This window comes from Bacillus sp. AFS037270 (assembly GCF_002585305.1).
Map to the genome: position 1 here is coordinate 147,387 of NZ_NUNF01000016.1, position 17,064 is coordinate 164,450.

Here is a 17,064-nt window from a genome sequence, read left to right on the forward strand (position 1 = left end):
TGTTATATGCAAGAGTTTTTTTATTCACACTAATACCCAATTGGTAGATTCATCAATCGTATTTATTTTCATAATTTGCTTGGGCACGTTTCCAAATTCCTTTGCCTTCTAGCGTAAAAATGCCGTTTTCTTTTGTTTTGGAGGAATTGATCATGGCTTGAGCCAATATTTCTGTCAACAAAGGTTTTTGAGAGCGAAAAATTTCTATTTTATTAAAAAACTGTATGGCTTTCAATCCTGCAACTTCCATTGTTCTATCGCTATTTTTTCGTATCAATACAGGCGGGTTAAAGATAGACAACTTTGGAAACCCTAAATCCTTTACAGCTTCTTCTAACTGACCTTTCATCCTTGTATAAAAGAAGACAGAATTAGGCGAAGAAAAACCGGAAGATACTAATACATAATTATTCACATTGTTTTCTTTGGCAAATTTAGCAAATTGGTATTGATAGTCGTAGTCAACTTTCCATTGAGCCTCTTTACTTCCTGCCGCTTTAAGGGTGGTTCCCAAACACGAAAACAAAACATCGCCCTTAACTAAATGCTTCCATTGTTCTGGTTTATCAAAGTCAATAATATGTATCTTTAATTTTTCATGTTGGACATCCAGATCCCGCCTAACAAAAATATCTACCTGATGAAAAGAATTGTCTTTTAACAATAAATCCAGCAAGTCTTTTCCTGTGGCCCCCGATGCTCCTATTAATAATGCATGCATTTTATTCTCCTTATATTTTTTTTTACTATAGAAATAGATGGTAGAGTCACCTGTATTTCATATCCACATTTATGATATACAGGTGACTTTCGTTAATTAGAAATGGAGATTCCTATTTTAGTATTTTTATGAATATCTTCCGTTCTTGCATTTAATGCAGTCTTGTAATAAAAGCATTTATGTTCAATGATTTCCATTGTTTTTTTTAGTTCTTCCATTTGTGCTTCAACATGAGCTTTTCGGTCTAAAAACATGTCATATCTTTGTTGCAGCGTGGAATCCCCTTCAGAACACCAATCAATGAAAGTTTTGATTTCCTTAATAGGCATTCCGGTAGCTTTCAGACATTCAATTACCTTTAAGGCGTCGATATCGGATTCTTTAAACACTCGTGTTCCGCTGGTTGTCCGTTCTACATAAGGAATTAGACCCTCTTTGTCGTAGTAACGCAAGGTATAAACTGTAAGATTCAATTCTTTTGCAACTTCACTTATAGAATATGTCTTCATCATTTTTCTCCTATTCTAATGATAGACTTAGAGTTAACTCTATGATTTTAGGAGATTTTATCACGGTATTTTCTATAAGTCAAAGTCAACTTACAGCGAAAGTATAAATTAGCCCTTTTTTACAGATGGATACTTACTAAAGTAAGAATTGAGGTACCAATAGGCCTTATAGATGATTTGAGCACCTTTATGGTCAGGGGATCTTCAAAAAAAATCTATACTAATCTCTTGACCTAGAGCTAACTATAGGGATTAATATTGTTTTGCAAGAGAAAAAAAGAAAGGATAGAAGGTAATGAAGGGGAATTTTAACGTGATTTCTTCATTTATATCCCGGTACAAGCCATTCTCTTGAAAACTATATATTATTGGAGGTTTTTTTATGATAACTGCTAAAGCACGAGCTGTAGATGGTCCAGACAAACTGTTTCGAGCGGCTGAAATTAAAAGACGCGACCTTGATTCGAATGATGTTCTGATTGAAATTAAATATTCGGGCATATGCCATTCTGACATCCATACTGCTCACGGCGAATGGGGTCCCGTGAACTATCCACTCGTACCTGGACATGAGATTGCGGGAATTGTCACTGATGTAGGCGCAGAGGTCACAAAATACAATGTCGGTGACAGGGTAGGAGTCGGATGTATGGTTGACTCTTGTGGCGATTGCGAGAATTGCCGTAAAGGTGAAGAACAATACTGCCTCAATGGAAATGTACCAACCTACGCTGGTGTTGACAAATACGGCGAGCCTACTCAAGGTGGCTATTCAACCCACATTGTCGTAACGGAGGACTTCGTAGTTAGAATTCCTGAAACAATAGAGCTTGATGCCGCAGCACCATTACTTTGTGCAGGTATTACGACATATTCTCCATTAAACCATTGGGGAGCTGGTCCAGGTAAGAAGGTAGCGGTTGTTGGTTTGGGCGGTCTTGGTCATATGGCTGTTCAAATTGCACATGCCATGGGTGCCGAGGTTACCGTTCTATCACAATCATTGAAGAAAAAGGACGATGGCTTGCAATTAGGAGCAGACAACTACTATGCAACAAGCGATCCAGAGACGTTTAAGAAACTGGCGGGTACGTTCGACCTTATCATTAATACGGTAAGCGCTAAGATTGATATTAGTGCCTACCTTTCGTTGCTGGCACTGGATGGTGCATTGGTCAACGTCGGTGCGCCAGCAGAGCCGTTGTCACTAAATGTGTTCTCTCTCATCGGTCATCGCCGTTCATTTGCGGGTTCAATGATTGGAGGCATCCGTGAGACTCAGGAAATGTTAAATTTCTGTGCAGAACATAACATAGTTCCTAAGATTGAAGTCATTTCAGCCGACCAAATTGACGAAGCCTACGAACGCGTATTAGCTTCAGATGTAAAGTATCGATTCGTGATTGACATTGACACAATGTAAGTTGAAAAATTCTAATGGTAATTTCAAGGATGTCCAATAGGCCTAGCTTTTTGGACATCCTTTTATATTGAGCTTCAAAGTGGTAAGTCCAAGGTGATATCAGACAAAAGCTATTCATTTGAAAATCGGAATAACTGACCCAACCGAATCTATCGTCAATTGGTAGAATTTGAAAAATTCGCCTGGATTTCTTTTAAAAACATCTCTGCAGCAGCGGAAAAAACCTGATGCTTTTTCCAAACAATATTTAAGCCAGATTCAAGTCTTGGCTCTAGCGGTCTAAAACAAAGGTTACTATCACTAGACGTATTCACTATTTTATCAAGAGTTATTGCATAACCAATGCCCTCATCAACCATAATGGCAGCATTATAGGCAAGATTGTAGGTAGTCACGACGTTTAATTTATCAAAATCTTCACAAAACCAATCCGCAAATTCATTTTTAGAAAATGTTTGTTTCATAGCCTGCCTTGAACAGATCAGCGGAACATTTAATAAATCCACTGCTTGAATAGAATCTTTGTAGGCAAGGGGACTGTCTTTCCTCATCACAACGCCCCAAACATCTTTACCAGGGATATTAAAATAATTGTATTTTGATAAATCTGCTGGTTGAATTAAAATGCCAAAGTCAAGCAATCCTTTGTCAAGCCTCTCGGTCACATCGTCTTCATTTCCGCTATAGAGGTGATAGCGGATATTGGGATAACGTAACTGTAAATCTTTTACCACCCGTGCAATCTGTCTCATAGCGTCTGTTTCCCCGCCACCAATGAAGACATCACCACTTATTGTTTCTTCCATTGAACTAAACTCTGTCTCTAATTTATCGACCATATCTATAATTTCTTCTGCTCTCTTTCGCAGAAGCATTCCTTCATCTGTAAGAATAATACTGTGACTACTCCGAATAAATAGTTTTTTTCCTAACTCTTGTTCAAGGTCTTTTAATTGTCTTGACAAGGTTGGCTGGGTAACATGCAAAAAATCTGCAGCAGCCGTCATGCTTCCTTCTCTTGCAACAGTAAGAAAATACCGCAAAACTCTTAGTTCCAAAAAAAACCCTCCTTTATGATGTTTTAGTATATACGTTTTTGAAATGCTCATCAAGCATATCATGATATGAGATATAAGCATTGGCTATATCAAAAGACCGTAGCTAAAATAAATAGTAATAACACATTAGAAGGGATGGTTTTTAGTGTGCCAACTATTAAAGATAAAGTGGCTGTAATTATGGGGGCATCAAAATCATCATCCGCCCGACACAACAAATGGATTAATTGATCTTGAGTAAAAGGATATTATTAAAAAAATCTAGGAGGAAATCAATATGACTATCAATAAGAAAGTTTGGTTTATTACAGGTGCTGGACGTGGAATGGGCATTGACTTCGTAAAAGCTGCTCTTGCCGCAGGTTTTCAGGTTGTCGCAACTGGACGTAATACAGAAAAGCTAGCCAAAGTTCTTGGCGATGAAGAAAATCTGTTAATTGTGAAGTTAGATGTCACTGACCCAACAGATGCTGAGGCTGCAGTCAAGTCGGCTGTTGACCGATTTGGAGGTATTGATGTGTTGGTCAACAACGCAGGCAACTTCTATGGCGGATTCTTCGAGGAGCTGACCCCACAGCAGATTAAACGACAAATTAATACCAATCTCTATGGTCCAATGAACGTTACCCGCGCCGTGTTGCCATTGATGCGTAAGAATCGTTCCGGACACATTATTTCAATCTCTTCTCTTGCGGGTTTAGCTGGATTTGAATACAATGCTGCTTACTGTGCTTCGAAGTTCGGTCTTGAAGGTTTTATGGAGTCGTTACATCAGGATGTAGCTCCATACGGAATCAAAACCACCATTGTTGAACCGGGTTTCTTCCGTACTAAATTTTTAGAGCCAGAATCAACAAACCTTGCTGAGCCATCTATCGATGACTATGCCGAGCGTAATGCACAATACCAGGTTTTCTGGAAGGAGAAAAATGGAAAACAGGAAGGAGACCCTGTCAAACTTGCTAAGGCTTTAATCACCATCGTAAATCAGGAGGAACCACCATCTCGTTGGATCGCAGGTGCAGATGCCCTTGCTGGTGCTGAGCAGAAAGTTGCAGAGCTTCGAAACCAGATCAATGCCTATCGGGACCTTTCGATTTCCCTTTCTTACGAGGATGCATAAGCTTGCAGACGAAAGTCTACTGAGTTCGTTGTGAAGTATCTATAAGAATCAAAAAAGTCAGTGTAGGCTTACATTGCGGTAAGTGAAATCATTATTCGTCCAACAAAACAAGTTAACTAATGGATGAGCTATTAATGAATGATTAAAAATTGCCTCATAACTTGTTTGAGGCAATTTTTATTACTAATGGCAGTTTCGTGATAATCCCCATTCATTAATATTAGTTTTCCAGCAATTATCGGTATAAATCAGGAGGTAATCTCGGCTCGATGTTAAGACATTCGAAGGATGATATCATTCATTACCATAGTGCTGAAATTATTTATGCCTGGGAATGTAACGAGTTTAAAAGTATTTACCAACCATCTTAAGACTTGGATTAGTAGTCAGATAGAGTTACAGTCGCTATAAATTTACAAGACAATAAAACGAAACATGGAGGAGGTAAATAATTTGAAAAGACGATTCATTAATTCATTTGCATTGCTTTTAACCCTCATCCTTACTGCTTGCAACGACAATGATACTGAAATAAAGGTCATTTCACAAGATGAAGAAAATTCCTCTGTGGCTAAGTCTGGGGAATACGCAGAGATTGGCTCTGGGGCTAATCTTGTTAAATTCCCTAAAGACCTTGAAAAGGGGATCGTGTTTGCCACTTACGATCGAGGAGATATTCATGAAGACATCTATATAAATAGGAAGGAAGCAATTGAAGCAGCGCAGAACGGAAAGGAGCTTCCGAGCGGCACCATTATTACTCTTGTAGGATATAAGGATGGAGAGATTGAACACTATTTAGTGATGGAAAAGCGTACCGGCTGGGGTTCCCAATATTCGCCGGAAGAACGAAATGGGGAATGGGAATACCAGCATTTTACTCCTGATAGGGAAGTGGCTGAAGATAATATTGGACGTTGCTTTACTTGCCACGCAAATCAGGAAAGGGATGAATATATAAATTCATTAGATCAAATGAAAGAGTTTGATTTAGGAAAAGTTTCGAAGAACAGCAGCTCAGAATCCCTAATCGCATCAATCCCTGCAGATCACTGGAAGGTAACTGCTCATATGAAGATTTCTAAGGATGTAAATAAAGAAGAAAGTAAATTAATAGATGAAGAGGAAAAAGCGAAAAGGATTCAGGATGTTTTGTTGAAGATGTATTTACAGCAATATGAAAGCTAATGGTTATGTTGCCATTAAAAGATATTTGAATGCCTACAATGTAAACACAAGCTAGTGATAAATAGTCTAGGGAAAGAGGTGAATGCTATGAATCGCAAGATGTTATTCAAGCTAGTAAATGACGTTGTTATGACAGTTCTCATGTTGATAGCAATGGCTTACTATATTACCGGAAATAAAATACATGAACTCGTTGGAGTTGTCGTACTTCTATTATTTATCGTCCATAATTTATTGAATGGACGTTGGTATAAAGTGATCTTAAAGGGGAGCCATCATTTACGGCGCAAACTACAAATAGTGATGAATCTACTTTTTCTTGTAACGATGGCAGTGATGATGATAAGTGCTGTGCTAATTTCAAGTGATTTATTTCCCCATATTCCTATAAATAACGACATGATGCTTCGGCAATTACATGTCCAGACTGCTTATTGGGGATTTATCATCATGGCAGTACATGTAGGATTTTCCTGGATTATGATTATCAATTCAGTGCGGAGGATGACGGGAATAACCGGAACTAGCCGTATTCGCACCATGGGGCTGCGTATTTTGGCGGTGTTAATTGTCGCCTATGGGGTGCATGCTTCCTTTAAGAGAGAAATGGGTTCAAAGCTATTCATTTATAATCCATTTGGTAATTGGTTCAATGAGAATTCTACTGTAGTTTTTTTAGTTGACCACCTATCGATTATGGGAATCTATATTTGTGGGACACATTATGCTTTGAAATTTATCCAAAAGCAGGAAACAAGGGCAGAACAGACAATCTAATCTTTGCTTATTTTTCTTGTGGGGAAATTTAGCCATTTTTTATATAGGTTATGGGGATTCTGGAAAAGAAAATTATAAAAATATTTATGGGTATCTCACCGTTCACATTGAAAAAGTCAATTAAAGGAAGAGTTTGGAGGAACTTCTTTGCAAAAACATAATAATTTACTCATTTTTATATTAACCATTGGAGTCTTTGGCATCTTAAATACCGAAATGGGGGTAATAGGGATATTGCCTTCCATTGCGGATCACTTTCAAGTCAGTATAGCAAAAGCAGGATGGCTGGTGAGTTTTTTTGCCCTTGTGGTTGCAGTATCTGGTCCAACGATGCCTTTATTGTTTTCAGGGATCAATCGGAAGAAGGTCATGTTACTTGTATTAGGTGTTTTTGTATTGGGGAACATCGTATCTATTTTTACAACTAACTTTACCATTCTATTAATGGCACGGATCATTTCAGCTTTTTTTCATCCCATTTATTGTTCGTTGGCATTTACAGTGGCAGCTGCATCAGTAAGTAAAGAAGAAGCTCCAAAAGCTGTTTCCAAAGTATTTATAGGAGTATCTGCCGGTATGGTAGTCGGTGTACCAATCGCAAGTTTTATTGCTAGTGCAACTTCTTTACAAATGGCGATGGTGTTCTTTGCTATTGTAAATATGTTAGCATTCGTTGCTACCTTACTATTTGTACCCTCTATGCCTGTTAAGGAAAGACTTTCTTACGGAGCACAAGTATCGGTATTAAAAAAATCTATTACTTGGCTTTCGATTGTGTCTGTCATTTTATTAAACTCGGCCGTATTTGGAGTTTATAGTTATCTTGCAGATTATCTGAAAACTGTTACGAATATGTCTTCCAATACCATTAGTCTAATATTATTCGTATTCGGTGGAGCCAATATTATTGGAACCATTCTCGCAGGGAAGTTACTTACTAAAAATGCAATCAAATCTGTAGTGACATTTCCTTTTGCATTGGGAGTTGTTTACATTCTATTATTTTTTTTTGGACAATTTACCGTACCAATGGCGATCATTACGTTAATTTGGGGGATTTTAGCTGGAATAGGGGGCAATATTAACCAATATTGGATTACGTCTTCAGCTCCCGAAGCTCCTGATTTCGCAAATGGCTTATTTTTAACATCCGCTAATTTAGGAACAACATTTGGCGCTGCTGTAGGCGGGTTAATTATATCGGATATGGGCACACAATACGTCGTATTGGTGGGATTCCTATCATTGATATTAAGTTTGGTAACTATTTTACTAAGAAACAACATGTATACCCCTGCACAACAACTTTCGAAATAAAGATTATCCTATTAGGATTTTTAGCTACCACTCAATCTGAGAAGGAGAAATGGAGGATTTAAAATGTCAAAGGATATAAAAGTTGCACTTGTCACCGGCGGAAATCGAGGAATTGGATATGAGCTGTTTAAACAATTGGCTTTGAAAGGTTTTAAGGTCATTTTGGCAAGTCGGGATCCAGGGATGGGGCATGAAGCTGCTCAAAAACTTCAGGAATCAAATCTGGACGTTTCGTTTGTGTTGATAGATGTAGATAATCAAGAAAGCATCCGTCAAGCTGCCATTACAGTAAATGAGCGGTATGGAAGGTTAGACGTATTGATTAATAATGCTGGTGTGTATCTGGAGGAGAATAAAAAGTTAGTGGCAATGGACCCCTCCATTCTGGAGAAAACAATGGCAACCAATTTCTTTGGAGTTTACCATATGATTCGTTCCTTTATTCCCCTCATGGAAAAACAAGGCTATGGGAGAATCATTAATGTTTCCTCAGAATATGGAGCGATGAGCGAGATGTCTTATCCAGGAGTAGGCGCTTATAAGTTGTCCAAATTTGCCCTAAATGGATTGACACGATTGGTAGCAGCAGAAATGAATGGTGATATCAAAATAAATGCAGTCGATCCGGGATGGGTAAGCTCCGATATGGGTGGACCATATGCTCCAAGAACTCCTAAGCAAGCAGCTGAGTCGATCCTGTGGTTAGCGACGATTGGACCTGAGGGACCAAACGGGGGATTCTTCAGAGATGGAAAACGTATCGATTGGTAACATAGATGATCCGTGTAGATCGGTATAAAACTTAGCTATACGAGGAGCAGTTAAAATGAATAAAATCCTTCCAGTATTTTTTACTCTTGCTGTTATTTTGACTTTGGCTGGATGCAGTAATACCTCAGCAAAACATAGAGATATATCGTCTGAAAAATCTGATGTTTCTAAAAACATTTTAACCGACGATCACAATAAAAGCCAAACAGATCGTGTGAAGGAGACGAAAATAATGAAAAACTTAAATATCAGAGTCGGAGATAAGACATTCACCGCAACTCTTGAGGATAACGATACTGCTAAAGCGCTTGTTGAACAGCTGCCGCTAACAGTAGATATGTCTGAACTCAATGGCAATGAAAAATATTATTATTTGTCAGGTAATCTGCGTGCAGATAAGTCAACCTCCCCAGGCAGGATCAATGAAGGAGATTTAATGCTCTATGGTGACAACTGTCTTGTTATTTTCTACAAGACATTCAATACTTCCTACAAGTATGTAAAGCTCGGACACATAGACAACACGACTGGTCTTTTTGAAGCTTTAGGTTCAGGTAGCGTGAAGGTTATATTTTCCTTCAGTGAATAACGGTAAGATGTGCCTGTAAAAACTCAGTTTATTCATTGTTATGCACTTGTATTAAAAATCAGGTGAGTTAATTCTACTTCCAGTATTCGGCGGAACCCCAAGTAAAGAATAAATAGAGAAATATAAATAATTTAATGGAAAGTTTGTCAATGACTTTTGGGCATTCTGTTTATTCTTCTATTTACTTTAGATAATTTTAAATCACCAACTTTTCAAAAAGATAATCACCAATTTTAATTGATTTGTTGAGTAATCAACGAATTACGTGAATTTAACCATTGAAGATATCCTATTTCTTTTTATAATTATAAACAGATGTTGATTAATCGATAGATATTCACTTTTCAAATCGCATAATTAGGAGTGCCTAGGTAACGATATCTGTAATACAAAAGGTAAGGTTGTTATGGGGGAAGGTAAAGTCTTCTGAAATCAACCAAATAAATCTAAAAGGAGAGATTTTTAAATGAAAACATTGGTTCTTGTTTTTCACCCAGATATTAATAATTCTCGGATTAATCGGCGTTTGGCGGAAGAAATGGAGAAGCAAGCAAACGTTACCGTTCACCGTGTCTATGAGGCATACCCAAATGAACAAATCGATGTCGCAGCTGAGCAAAGGCTATTGGAAGAGCATGACCGCATCGTATTGCAATTCCCTTTCTATTGGTACAGCGCTCCTCCATTGCTGAAAAAATGGGAAGATGAAGTCCTTACCTTCGGCTGGGCTTATGGAAGCAACGGGGATAAACTTCATAACAAAGAGTTGTTGATTGCTGTTTCCACAGCCGGAACTGAAGAGTATTATACGCCAACCGGCAGGCATAAATATACCGTTACAGAGCTGTTACGCCCTCTTCAGGCGACTAGCAACTTGATCGGTACCCGCTATTTGACCCCATTTATAGTGTATGGAGTGTGGCAAATGTCCAACGAGCAGCTTGAGCAAAGTGCGAAGGATTACGTGGCTTATGCATTGAACTCCGAATTAGAAGTACTTGCTGTACGCTAATTCACAAAAATAAACCGTTAAAAAAATAGAAAAAACGTGAAATGTATGAAATTAGTAAATTTGCAAACAGACAAAATCCCTCCGATTGCTTTGGTACATGGTCATGGGGCATCCGGGTAAGTGGGGGCCATATCCATCTAGAATAAACTACCCTAATATTGGGGGCAGTTTATTTAAAATTGATGTTTAATAAATCATTAATTTATTAGGAGTGGTAATAATTGAATGTAAAAGCAAGTAAACATCAACTTAGTTTTGCCCTGATGTTAGCAGTATTTTGTGCGTTAGGACCATTTACCGTCGATATGTATCTTTCATCATTCCCACAAATTATGAACTCCTTTGGAACAAACGCATCTATGGTTCAGATGAGTTTAACTGCTAGTATATTAGGACTAAGCATTGGTCAAATGGTAAACGGTACTTTAAGTGATGTTCATGGAAGACGTAAACCTTTGTTAATCTCCATGTTTCTGTATTTTATTTCCTCGATAGGCTGTGCTTTTGCACCGAATATTCAAATTTTTATTGCATTACGTTTTATACAAGGTTTTGTCGCTTCTGCTGGCCTTGTTATCTCTCGTGCTATTGTTCGCGATCTATATAGTGGAGTTGAACTAACGAAGTTTTTTGCACTACTCAGTACGATTACTAGTGTCACTCCATTACTCTCGCCACTTGCAGGAAGTGCCGTTACTTCTTTTACCTCATGGATTGGTGTGTTCATTTTTACAGGACTTTTAGGAATCTACCTAACAATTATAACATCGTGGAAGATAAAAGAAACTTTACCTGTGGACAAACGGATACAGAGTAACTATAGCGAGTTATTGAATAACTACAAAAAATTGATTTTCGATCGAACATTTATGGGATATGCTCTTGTATCAGGAATTATCTTTGCAGGTGTATTTGCTTATGTTTCTGGAAGTCCTTTTATTTACCAAAAAGTTTACGGTGTATCTCCTCAAGTTTTTTCGCTACTATTCGCCTTGAATGGGATTAGTTTAATGTTAGCTGCTCAACTTACTAAATACCTGGCCGGCCGGATGAGTCCACGTCATATTTTTTTGATTGGCTTGTGGTATGCATTTATTGCTAGTCTCGCAGTTTTAATTGTGGTCTTATTTCATGGACCGTTAGTTGCACTAGTTATTTCACTCTTCTTATTCAATTCATCAAACGGTATCATTGGACCGATTTCATTTACATTAGCGATGGAGTCTCAAGGACACATTGCAGGAACTGCTTCTGCACTGCTAGGGATTCTTCCATTTTTGTTAGGATCTGTTGCTTCTCCATTAGTGGGAATAGCGGGTGAATATTCTGCTTTACCATTAGGAGTGATTATTTTTACAACCAGTTTGTTGGCTGTTTTCTTCAATGGAGTCCTAATAAAAAAAGGCAAAGTGGTGGCCTCTACATCAAAAAAAATCAGTAATGTTTAAGTACTCAAACCTTTTAAACGAAAGGTATTCTCAAGCGTCGAAGCCGAGAAAGGGGAGTTCGTTCGGGAGATAAGGAGTCGCCTCAAGCGTCGAAGCCGAGGAAAGTAAGGTCGTTTGGGGGATAAGAAGTTTACCAAAGCATTGAAGCCCAACTTTACCTAAAGATAATCAACAATTTTAATAGATTTGTTGAGTAATTAACAAATTGCGTTAATTTAACCATTGAACGTACTCTGAATCTTTTTATAATTATTAACAGGTGTTGATTAATCAATCATTATTAATTTTTATATGCATCAAGTTAAGCGAATTTTTGGAATAATAGAAGCAAAATAACTACATACAGGAGGCTTATTTATGGATCGTGTTGAAAAGAGCAAGGAAAAATACAAAGAACTATTTGGCAATGGAGTACCAGCGGCATATGCTACCGATCCTGATTTTCAGGACATTTTGAGCCGCTTCATTTTTGGAGAAGTTTTCTATCAAGGTAACCTTGATGATAAGCAACGTGAGCTAATCACCTTGGTAGTGCTTGCGACGAATCAGACGTTGCCTCAGCTCAAGGCACGTGTAGGTGCTTCTCTGAACGTTTGGCTGACACCTGTAGAAATCAAAGAGGCTATTTACCAGTGTGCTCCATACATTGGATTTCCCAAAACATTAAACGCCATCAATGAAGTCAATGAGGTTTTCAAAGCAAAGGAAATCACTTTACCAATTGAAAGCCAAAAGACGGTAGATGAAGAGAACCGTTTTGAAAAAGGACTTGCTGCTCAAGTAGAGATTTTTGGTGATGTGATTGCAAAAATGCATAAGACTGCCCCAGCAAATCAAAAGCATATGCAGGATTATCTTTCCTCCTTTTGCTTTGGAGACTTTTACACCCGAAGCGGACTTGATTTGAAAACACGAGAGTTGTTGACACTCTGTATTATCAGTACATTAGGCGGTTGTGAAAGCCAAGTAAAGTCACATGTGATTGGTAACAAAAATGTGGGAAATGATAAGGAAACATTAATCACTGCCATCACTCATTGCCTTCCATATATGGGCTTTCCAAGAACACTGAACGCATTAGCTTGCGTTAATGAAATGATTCCTGAAAATTAATTGGTTAATAATAAAAATAAAGTTTATTGGAGGAATTAAAAATGGCAAAACATGAAGAAGTAAAAAATGGCGTTATTTTCCCAGTGGGCGAAAAAAATGAAGCATTTGCACAATTTTTTGTGGGACAAAGTTACCTTAAATCATTAGTTGCTGATCCTAAAGTGAATGTTGGTGTTGGGAATGTGACTTTTGAACCGGGATGCCGAAATAACTGGCATATCCATCGTGATGGATTTCAAATTTTATTAGTAACTGGCGGCGAAGGTTGGTACCAAGAAGAAGGAAAACCTGCTCAATTCTTAAAAGCTGGCGATGTTATTGTTACTCACGATGGCGTGAAGCACTGGCATGGTGCCGCAAAAGACAGCTGGTTTGAACACATTGCAATCACTGCAGGTAAGCCGGAATGGTTAGAACCAGTTTCAGACGAAGAATATGAAAAATGTAACTAAATAAAAATAAAAGATAAACTAAACGCATCGAATCATTGAATTCGATGCGTTAGCTTTACGTAAAAATAATTCTTTTAAAATTATTATGAATTATTCTAAGTTCCTATCTAACAATGCCCCTGTTTGTTCGGCCATAACACGAGCGGGCAAAGGCATTCCATTTTTAAACCACCATTCTACAGCCCCAACGATTGCTGTTCCAAAAAATTGAAGAATAACATCTTCACTTAATCCTTGATTTTTTCCTTCGGATGTATCTACTTCAGGTTTATACTCTTCTACGACTAACTCTAGAAACCGACTACGAAAAGAAGGAGCCCCTTTACTCGCTAACATAGTCGAAAAGAATAAGTAATGATGCTCAAAGTATTCGAACCAAACATAATTTCCTTCTTGAAATGTCATTTCAGATGCTGATTGGCAAAGGTCTCGGAGATTGTTCATATGTTCTTCTATCATCTTATCCAGTAAATCATATTTATCAGTGTAATGTAGGTAGATCGTACCTCGGTTCACATCGGCTCTGTCCGCAATATCCTGAATGGTAATGTCATCAAAACTTTTTTCAGACATCAGTTCAGTAACAGCCTTTTTTATGGCTTCTTGGCTTTTCGTTATTCTTCTATCAACTTTTGCCAATAGAAATCACCAATCTTTCCGAATGATAGTCTTAGATCTTTATTTGAATTGCGTTCTCTTAACTTTTGAAGGTTTTGTTGACAATAAGCGTCTAAGAAAATGTTCGCTTAAAAAGACGATTAGAAATAACTATACAATCCTCTCTAACAAAATCCCTAATTCTTTTGCTATTGATTGAGGTGGAGATGGCATTCCTTCCTTTAACCATGATTCCAAAACCCCTACGTATGCATTTGCTGCAAATTTAACAATAACATTTTCACTTAGACCTTGATTTTTCTTTTCGTCCACCTCATCCTTAAACGCTTCGATAAGAAACTCTAGAAACTTAGTGCGAAAAGAAGGAGCCCCTTTACTCGCTAACATGGTTGAAAAGAATAGATAATTACTCTCAAAGAATTCGAAAAAGGTTTGAGTCGCATCGACCCATTCCTGTTCACATGCCCATACACTTGTTTCCCTAAGCTGGTTTATATGTTCTTCCATCAGTTTATCCAGAAGATCATATTTATCGGTGTAATGAAGATAGATGGTTCCGCGATTAACATTTGCTCTGTTCGAAATATCCTGAATGGTAATCTCATCAAAACTTTTCTCAGTCATTAAATCTATTAAAGCATTTTTAATTGCTTCTTGGCTTTTCGTTATTCTTCTATCTACCTTAGACATTCTAATTCACCAAACTTTCCCGTAGATAATCAACAATATGATTTGATTTGTTGAGTAATCAACGAATTGCGTTAATTTAACCATTGAACACACTCGGAATCTTTTTATAATTATAAACAGATGTTGATTAATCAATCAATATTAATTTTTACAGCTCCAATTTAGTTGTGTAAAGGAAGTTATTCCCGAAAATAATTTAACGATAGGAGAATAGTGGATGCCACACATTATTGTAAAACTATTGCCAGGTCGAACTGAGGATCAATAGAAAGAACTTACAGATAAGCTTGTGCAGGCTGTTATGGAAACAGTAAACGCTGGAGAGGAAAGTATTTCTGTTTCGTTTGAAGAAATTCCGAATGGGAAATGGGCAGAAGAAGTGTATAAGCCTGATATTTTAGGAAAAGAAAAAACGTTGTATAAAAAACCTGGGTATAGCTATTAAGAAAAGAAGGAAATAATCATGACAATTTTTTTAGAGGAGTGATTGGGAAAAATTATGAACAACACATGGAAAATTTACCTGTTGGCCCTTATTACGTTCATGGTTAGTACATCGGAGTACGTCATTGCAGGTATTTTGGATAAAGTAGCTGCCTCGAATCATGTTTCAGTATCGGCGGCAGGACAGCTAATCACCGTATTTGCTCTTGCTAATGCGTTCGGATCACCACTTGTTGTGATGGCGACGACAAAAATGAATCAGCGTAAGTTAATGATACTTTCTCTTGTTCTTATGGTAATCGGCAGCGTGATGACCATCACACTTCCAGGCTTTGGTTTTCTTATCGTCTCTCGCATTATACTAGCTCTAGGAAGTGGAGTGTTTGCCATTGCGGCAAAGACTGCCGCAGCAAAATTAGCACCGCCCGAAAAACAAGCAGGGGCTATCGGCACAGTAATACTTGGGTTTAGTGCTGCTATCATCATCGGTGTACCAATTGGCCGTGTGGTAGCCACTGTATACGATTGGAAGCTAATCTTCGTTGGTATCGGGGTTCTTAGTTTACTAGCAATCTTTCTTATCATGCGAACGATTCCTGCCTCTAATAACGGGGTGGCCGTCCCTCTGAGCAAGCAACTCTCGTATTTAAAGAATTCGAAAATCTTAATGGGCCTTGGTGCAACGTTCTTTTGGCAGTTAGGATATGGGGTGATGTATTCCTATATTGCCCCATTCCTATTAACCGTTACATTCATGAGCGGACGAGAAGTGAGCGGTGCCTTGTTTGCCTTCGGTATCGCTACCTTGATTGGTTCAAAGTTTGGGGGATTCATGACGGATCGGATTGGTAATCCCAGAACTCTTGTGGGTGGTTTGGTTGTCCACGTTATCGCTTTAGTGTTGCTATCTACTATTGCCAAATCAACCGTTGTCGCCATTCCATTGCTTATGCTCTGGTCCTTCTCGGCGTGGTCGTCTGGTCCAGGTATGCAGTATAATCTGGTCTGGCTTGCGCCAGAAGCTTCAGGAATTATGCTTAGCCTGTATGGCTCCTTCATACAGTTGGGGATAGCTGCGGCCGCAGGGATTGGGGGTATAGCAGTAAGAAGTACATCCGTTCATGCAGTTAGTTGGATCGGAGCAGGATCAGTTGCCATTGCGGCCATTATTACGGCGGTTTCATTTAGCCTTAATCGTAAAGTGGCTAAGTACGAGAATGTGGTCTAATGAGGTGGTATTGTGAGTAGTATCAAATTGACTTTTAATAACGAGGAAATAATGGTAAAAGTATATGATAACCCAACAAGCAAGGATTTTTTATCATTACTCCCTATGACTTTAACATTTGAAGATTACGCAGGAACTGAAAAAATTAGCAATTTGCCTAAAAAATTAACGAAAGAAGATGCACCATCAGGTTGTGATGCTTCAGTTGGTAATTTCACTTATTATTCCCCTTGGGGAAATTTAGCTATATTTTATCGAGATTTTGGTTTTGCAAATGGATTGATTAAATTAGGGAAGATTGAATCTGGTATTGAAAAGCTTGCAAGTATGAAAGGTAATTTTACCGTTACATTTGAAAAAATGGATTAAAAAACCTTAATAATCAACAATTTAGAATAATTTGCCTGTTACTCTTTGGGAAGCTTCCAAAAGAATAACAGGTTTTTCTATTTAACAATGTAGGTCAACAAATTTTCTTAAGATAAAAAACAGTTTTGATTAATTTGTTCAATAAGCAAAAATGTGATTCAACTGTTTGGGAATTTTACTAGCGGCTATTTAAAAAAGAAATACTTTTAATTCA

The 17,064-nt window shown here is 37.9% G+C and carries 19 protein-coding genes; 14 read left to right on the top strand and 5 right to left on the bottom strand.

All coding sequences use genetic code 11. The annotated features are described in order from the left end of the window. Positions 1 to 52: 52 nt before the first annotated feature. Positions 53 to 721, bottom strand: a complete 669-nt coding sequence (locus COD92_RS09075; protein WP_098528194.1) for an NAD(P)H-binding protein — start codon at positions 719 to 721, stop codon at positions 53 to 55. Positions 722 to 813: 92 nt separating this feature from the next. Beyond that, positions 814 to 1,230, bottom strand: coding sequence for a MerR family transcriptional regulator (locus tag COD92_RS09080; RefSeq protein ID WP_098528193.1), 417 nt, complete (start codon positions 1,228 to 1,230; stop codon positions 814 to 816). A gap of 382 nt (positions 1,231 to 1,612) precedes the next feature. On the opposite strand from COD92_RS09080, the gene COD92_RS09085 reads away from it, so the two are divergent. After that, positions 1,613 to 2,653, top strand: a complete 1,041-nt coding sequence (locus COD92_RS09085; RefSeq protein ID WP_098528192.1) for an NAD(P)-dependent alcohol dehydrogenase — start codon at positions 1,613 to 1,615, stop codon at positions 2,651 to 2,653. 155 nt (positions 2,654 to 2,808) lie between these two features. Here COD92_RS09085 and COD92_RS09090 read toward each other — a convergent pair whose 3' ends face one another. Further along, positions 2,809 to 3,711, bottom strand: a complete 903-nt coding sequence (locus COD92_RS09090) for a LysR family transcriptional regulator (protein WP_098528191.1) — start codon at positions 3,709 to 3,711, stop codon at positions 2,809 to 2,811. A gap of 277 nt (positions 3,712 to 3,988) precedes the next feature. Between COD92_RS09090 and COD92_RS09095 the strand changes: the two genes are divergently transcribed. From COD92_RS09095 to COD92_RS09140, 10 genes are all read left to right on the top strand, one after another. After that, a complete protein-coding gene (locus COD92_RS09095) occupies positions 3,989 to 4,834 on the top strand; it encodes an SDR family NAD(P)-dependent oxidoreductase (RefSeq protein WP_098528190.1) in 846 nt (281 codons plus the stop codon). Between the two features lie 453 nt (positions 4,835 to 5,287). Beyond that, entirely contained in the window at positions 5,288 to 6,022 is a 735-nt protein-coding gene (locus tag COD92_RS09100) for a cytochrome P460 family protein (RefSeq protein WP_176541087.1), read from the top strand. Positions 6,023 to 6,109: 87 nt separating this feature from the next. Then, positions 6,110 to 6,799, top strand: coding sequence for a DUF4405 domain-containing protein (locus tag COD92_RS09105; RefSeq protein WP_098528188.1), 690 nt, complete (start codon positions 6,110 to 6,112; stop codon positions 6,797 to 6,799). 147 nt (positions 6,800 to 6,946) lie between these two features. Next, the gene (locus tag COD92_RS09110) at positions 6,947 to 8,116 is read left to right on the top strand and encodes an MFS transporter (protein ID WP_098528187.1); all 1,170 of its coding nucleotides are present in this window, start codon (positions 6,947 to 6,949) and stop codon (positions 8,114 to 8,116) included. A 63-nt stretch (positions 8,117 to 8,179) separates the two neighbouring features. Then, positions 8,180 to 8,887 (top strand): SDR family oxidoreductase, encoded by a 708-nt coding sequence (locus COD92_RS09115; RefSeq protein ID WP_098528186.1) that lies wholly within the window; start codon positions 8,180 to 8,182, stop codon positions 8,885 to 8,887. 55 nt (positions 8,888 to 8,942) lie between these two features. Beyond that, entirely contained in the window at positions 8,943 to 9,476 is a 534-nt protein-coding gene (locus tag COD92_RS09120) for a cyclophilin-like fold protein (RefSeq protein ID WP_176541086.1), read from the top strand. A gap of 466 nt (positions 9,477 to 9,942) precedes the next feature. Next, complete coding sequence (locus COD92_RS09125; RefSeq protein WP_098528185.1) at positions 9,943 to 10,488, top strand: NAD(P)H-dependent oxidoreductase; 546 nt, start codon at positions 9,943 to 9,945, stop codon at positions 10,486 to 10,488. A gap of 221 nt (positions 10,489 to 10,709) precedes the next feature. Next, positions 10,710 to 11,936 carry a multidrug effflux MFS transporter gene (locus COD92_RS09130; RefSeq protein WP_098528184.1) on the top strand — a complete coding sequence of 409 codons (1,227 nt, stop codon included), beginning with the start codon at positions 10,710 to 10,712 and terminating at the stop codon, positions 11,934 to 11,936. A 357-nt stretch (positions 11,937 to 12,293) separates the two neighbouring features. Further along, the gene (locus tag COD92_RS09135; RefSeq protein ID WP_098528183.1) at positions 12,294 to 13,049 is read left to right on the top strand and encodes a carboxymuconolactone decarboxylase family protein; all 756 of its coding nucleotides are present in this window, start codon (positions 12,294 to 12,296) and stop codon (positions 13,047 to 13,049) included. Between the two features lie 41 nt (positions 13,050 to 13,090). After that, positions 13,091 to 13,501, top strand: a complete 411-nt coding sequence (locus COD92_RS09140; RefSeq protein ID WP_098528182.1) for a cupin domain-containing protein — start codon at positions 13,091 to 13,093, stop codon at positions 13,499 to 13,501. A gap of 90 nt (positions 13,502 to 13,591) precedes the next feature. On the opposite strand, the gene COD92_RS09145 is transcribed toward COD92_RS09140, so the two are convergent. Further along, entirely contained in the window at positions 13,592 to 14,140 is a 549-nt protein-coding gene (locus tag COD92_RS09145; protein WP_098528181.1) for a TetR/AcrR family transcriptional regulator, read from the bottom strand. 129 nt (positions 14,141 to 14,269) lie between these two features. After that, a complete protein-coding gene (locus COD92_RS09150) occupies positions 14,270 to 14,809 on the bottom strand; it encodes a TetR/AcrR family transcriptional regulator (protein WP_098528180.1) in 540 nt (179 codons plus the stop codon). Between the two features lie 301 nt (positions 14,810 to 15,110). Between COD92_RS09150 and COD92_RS32500 the strand changes: the two genes are divergently transcribed. Genes COD92_RS32500 through COD92_RS09165 form a run of 3 tightly spaced genes read left to right on the top strand, consistent with a single transcriptional unit; the run spans position 15,111 to position 16,850 of the window. Next, positions 15,111 to 15,254 (top strand): tautomerase family protein, encoded by a 144-nt coding sequence (locus COD92_RS32500; RefSeq protein WP_218011261.1) that lies wholly within the window; start codon positions 15,111 to 15,113, stop codon positions 15,252 to 15,254. A 54-nt stretch (positions 15,255 to 15,308) separates the two neighbouring features. Then, on the top strand, positions 15,309 to 16,481 hold the full coding sequence (locus COD92_RS09160) for an MFS transporter (protein WP_098528314.1): 1,173 nt from the start codon (positions 15,309 to 15,311) through the stop codon (positions 16,479 to 16,481). A gap of 12 nt (positions 16,482 to 16,493) precedes the next feature. Then, entirely contained in the window at positions 16,494 to 16,850 is a 357-nt protein-coding gene (locus COD92_RS09165; protein ID WP_255286562.1) for a cyclophilin-like fold protein, read from the top strand. The last annotated feature ends 214 nt before the right edge of the window (positions 16,851 to 17,064 follow it).

Bases quoted from the DNA above. Each gene is read 5' to 3' on its own strand.
- COD92_RS09075 (WP_098528194.1), bottom strand. From the start codon at position 721: ATGCATGCATTATTAATAGGAGCATCGGGGGCCACAGGAAAAGACTTG.
- COD92_RS09080 (WP_098528193.1), bottom strand. From the start codon at position 1,230: ATGAAGACATATTCTATAAGTGAAGTTGCAAAAGAATTGAATCTTACA.
- COD92_RS09085 (WP_098528192.1), top strand. From the start codon at position 1,613: ATGATAACTGCTAAAGCACGAGCTGTAGATGGTCCAGACAAACTGTTT.
- COD92_RS09095 (WP_098528190.1), top strand. From the start codon at position 3,989: ATGACTATCAATAAGAAAGTTTGGTTTATTACAGGTGCTGGACGTGGA.
- COD92_RS09105 (WP_098528188.1), top strand. From the start codon at position 6,110: ATGAATCGCAAGATGTTATTCAAGCTAGTAAATGACGTTGTTATGACA.
- COD92_RS09115 (WP_098528186.1), top strand. From the start codon at position 8,180: ATGTCAAAGGATATAAAAGTTGCACTTGTCACCGGCGGAAATCGAGGA.
- COD92_RS09120 (WP_176541086.1), top strand. From the start codon at position 8,943: ATGAATAAAATCCTTCCAGTATTTTTTACTCTTGCTGTTATTTTGACT.
- COD92_RS09125 (WP_098528185.1), top strand. From the start codon at position 9,943: ATGAAAACATTGGTTCTTGTTTTTCACCCAGATATTAATAATTCTCGG.
- COD92_RS09135 (WP_098528183.1), top strand. From the start codon at position 12,294: ATGGATCGTGTTGAAAAGAGCAAGGAAAAATACAAAGAACTATTTGGC.
- COD92_RS09140 (WP_098528182.1), top strand. From the start codon at position 13,091: ATGGCAAAACATGAAGAAGTAAAAAATGGCGTTATTTTCCCAGTGGGC.
- COD92_RS09150 (WP_098528180.1), bottom strand. From the start codon at position 14,809: ATGTCTAAGGTAGATAGAAGAATAACGAAAAGCCAAGAAGCAATTAAA.
- COD92_RS32500 (WP_218011261.1), top strand. From the start codon at position 15,111: ATGGAAACAGTAAACGCTGGAGAGGAAAGTATTTCTGTTTCGTTTGAA.
- COD92_RS09160 (WP_098528314.1), top strand. From the start codon at position 15,309: ATGAACAACACATGGAAAATTTACCTGTTGGCCCTTATTACGTTCATG.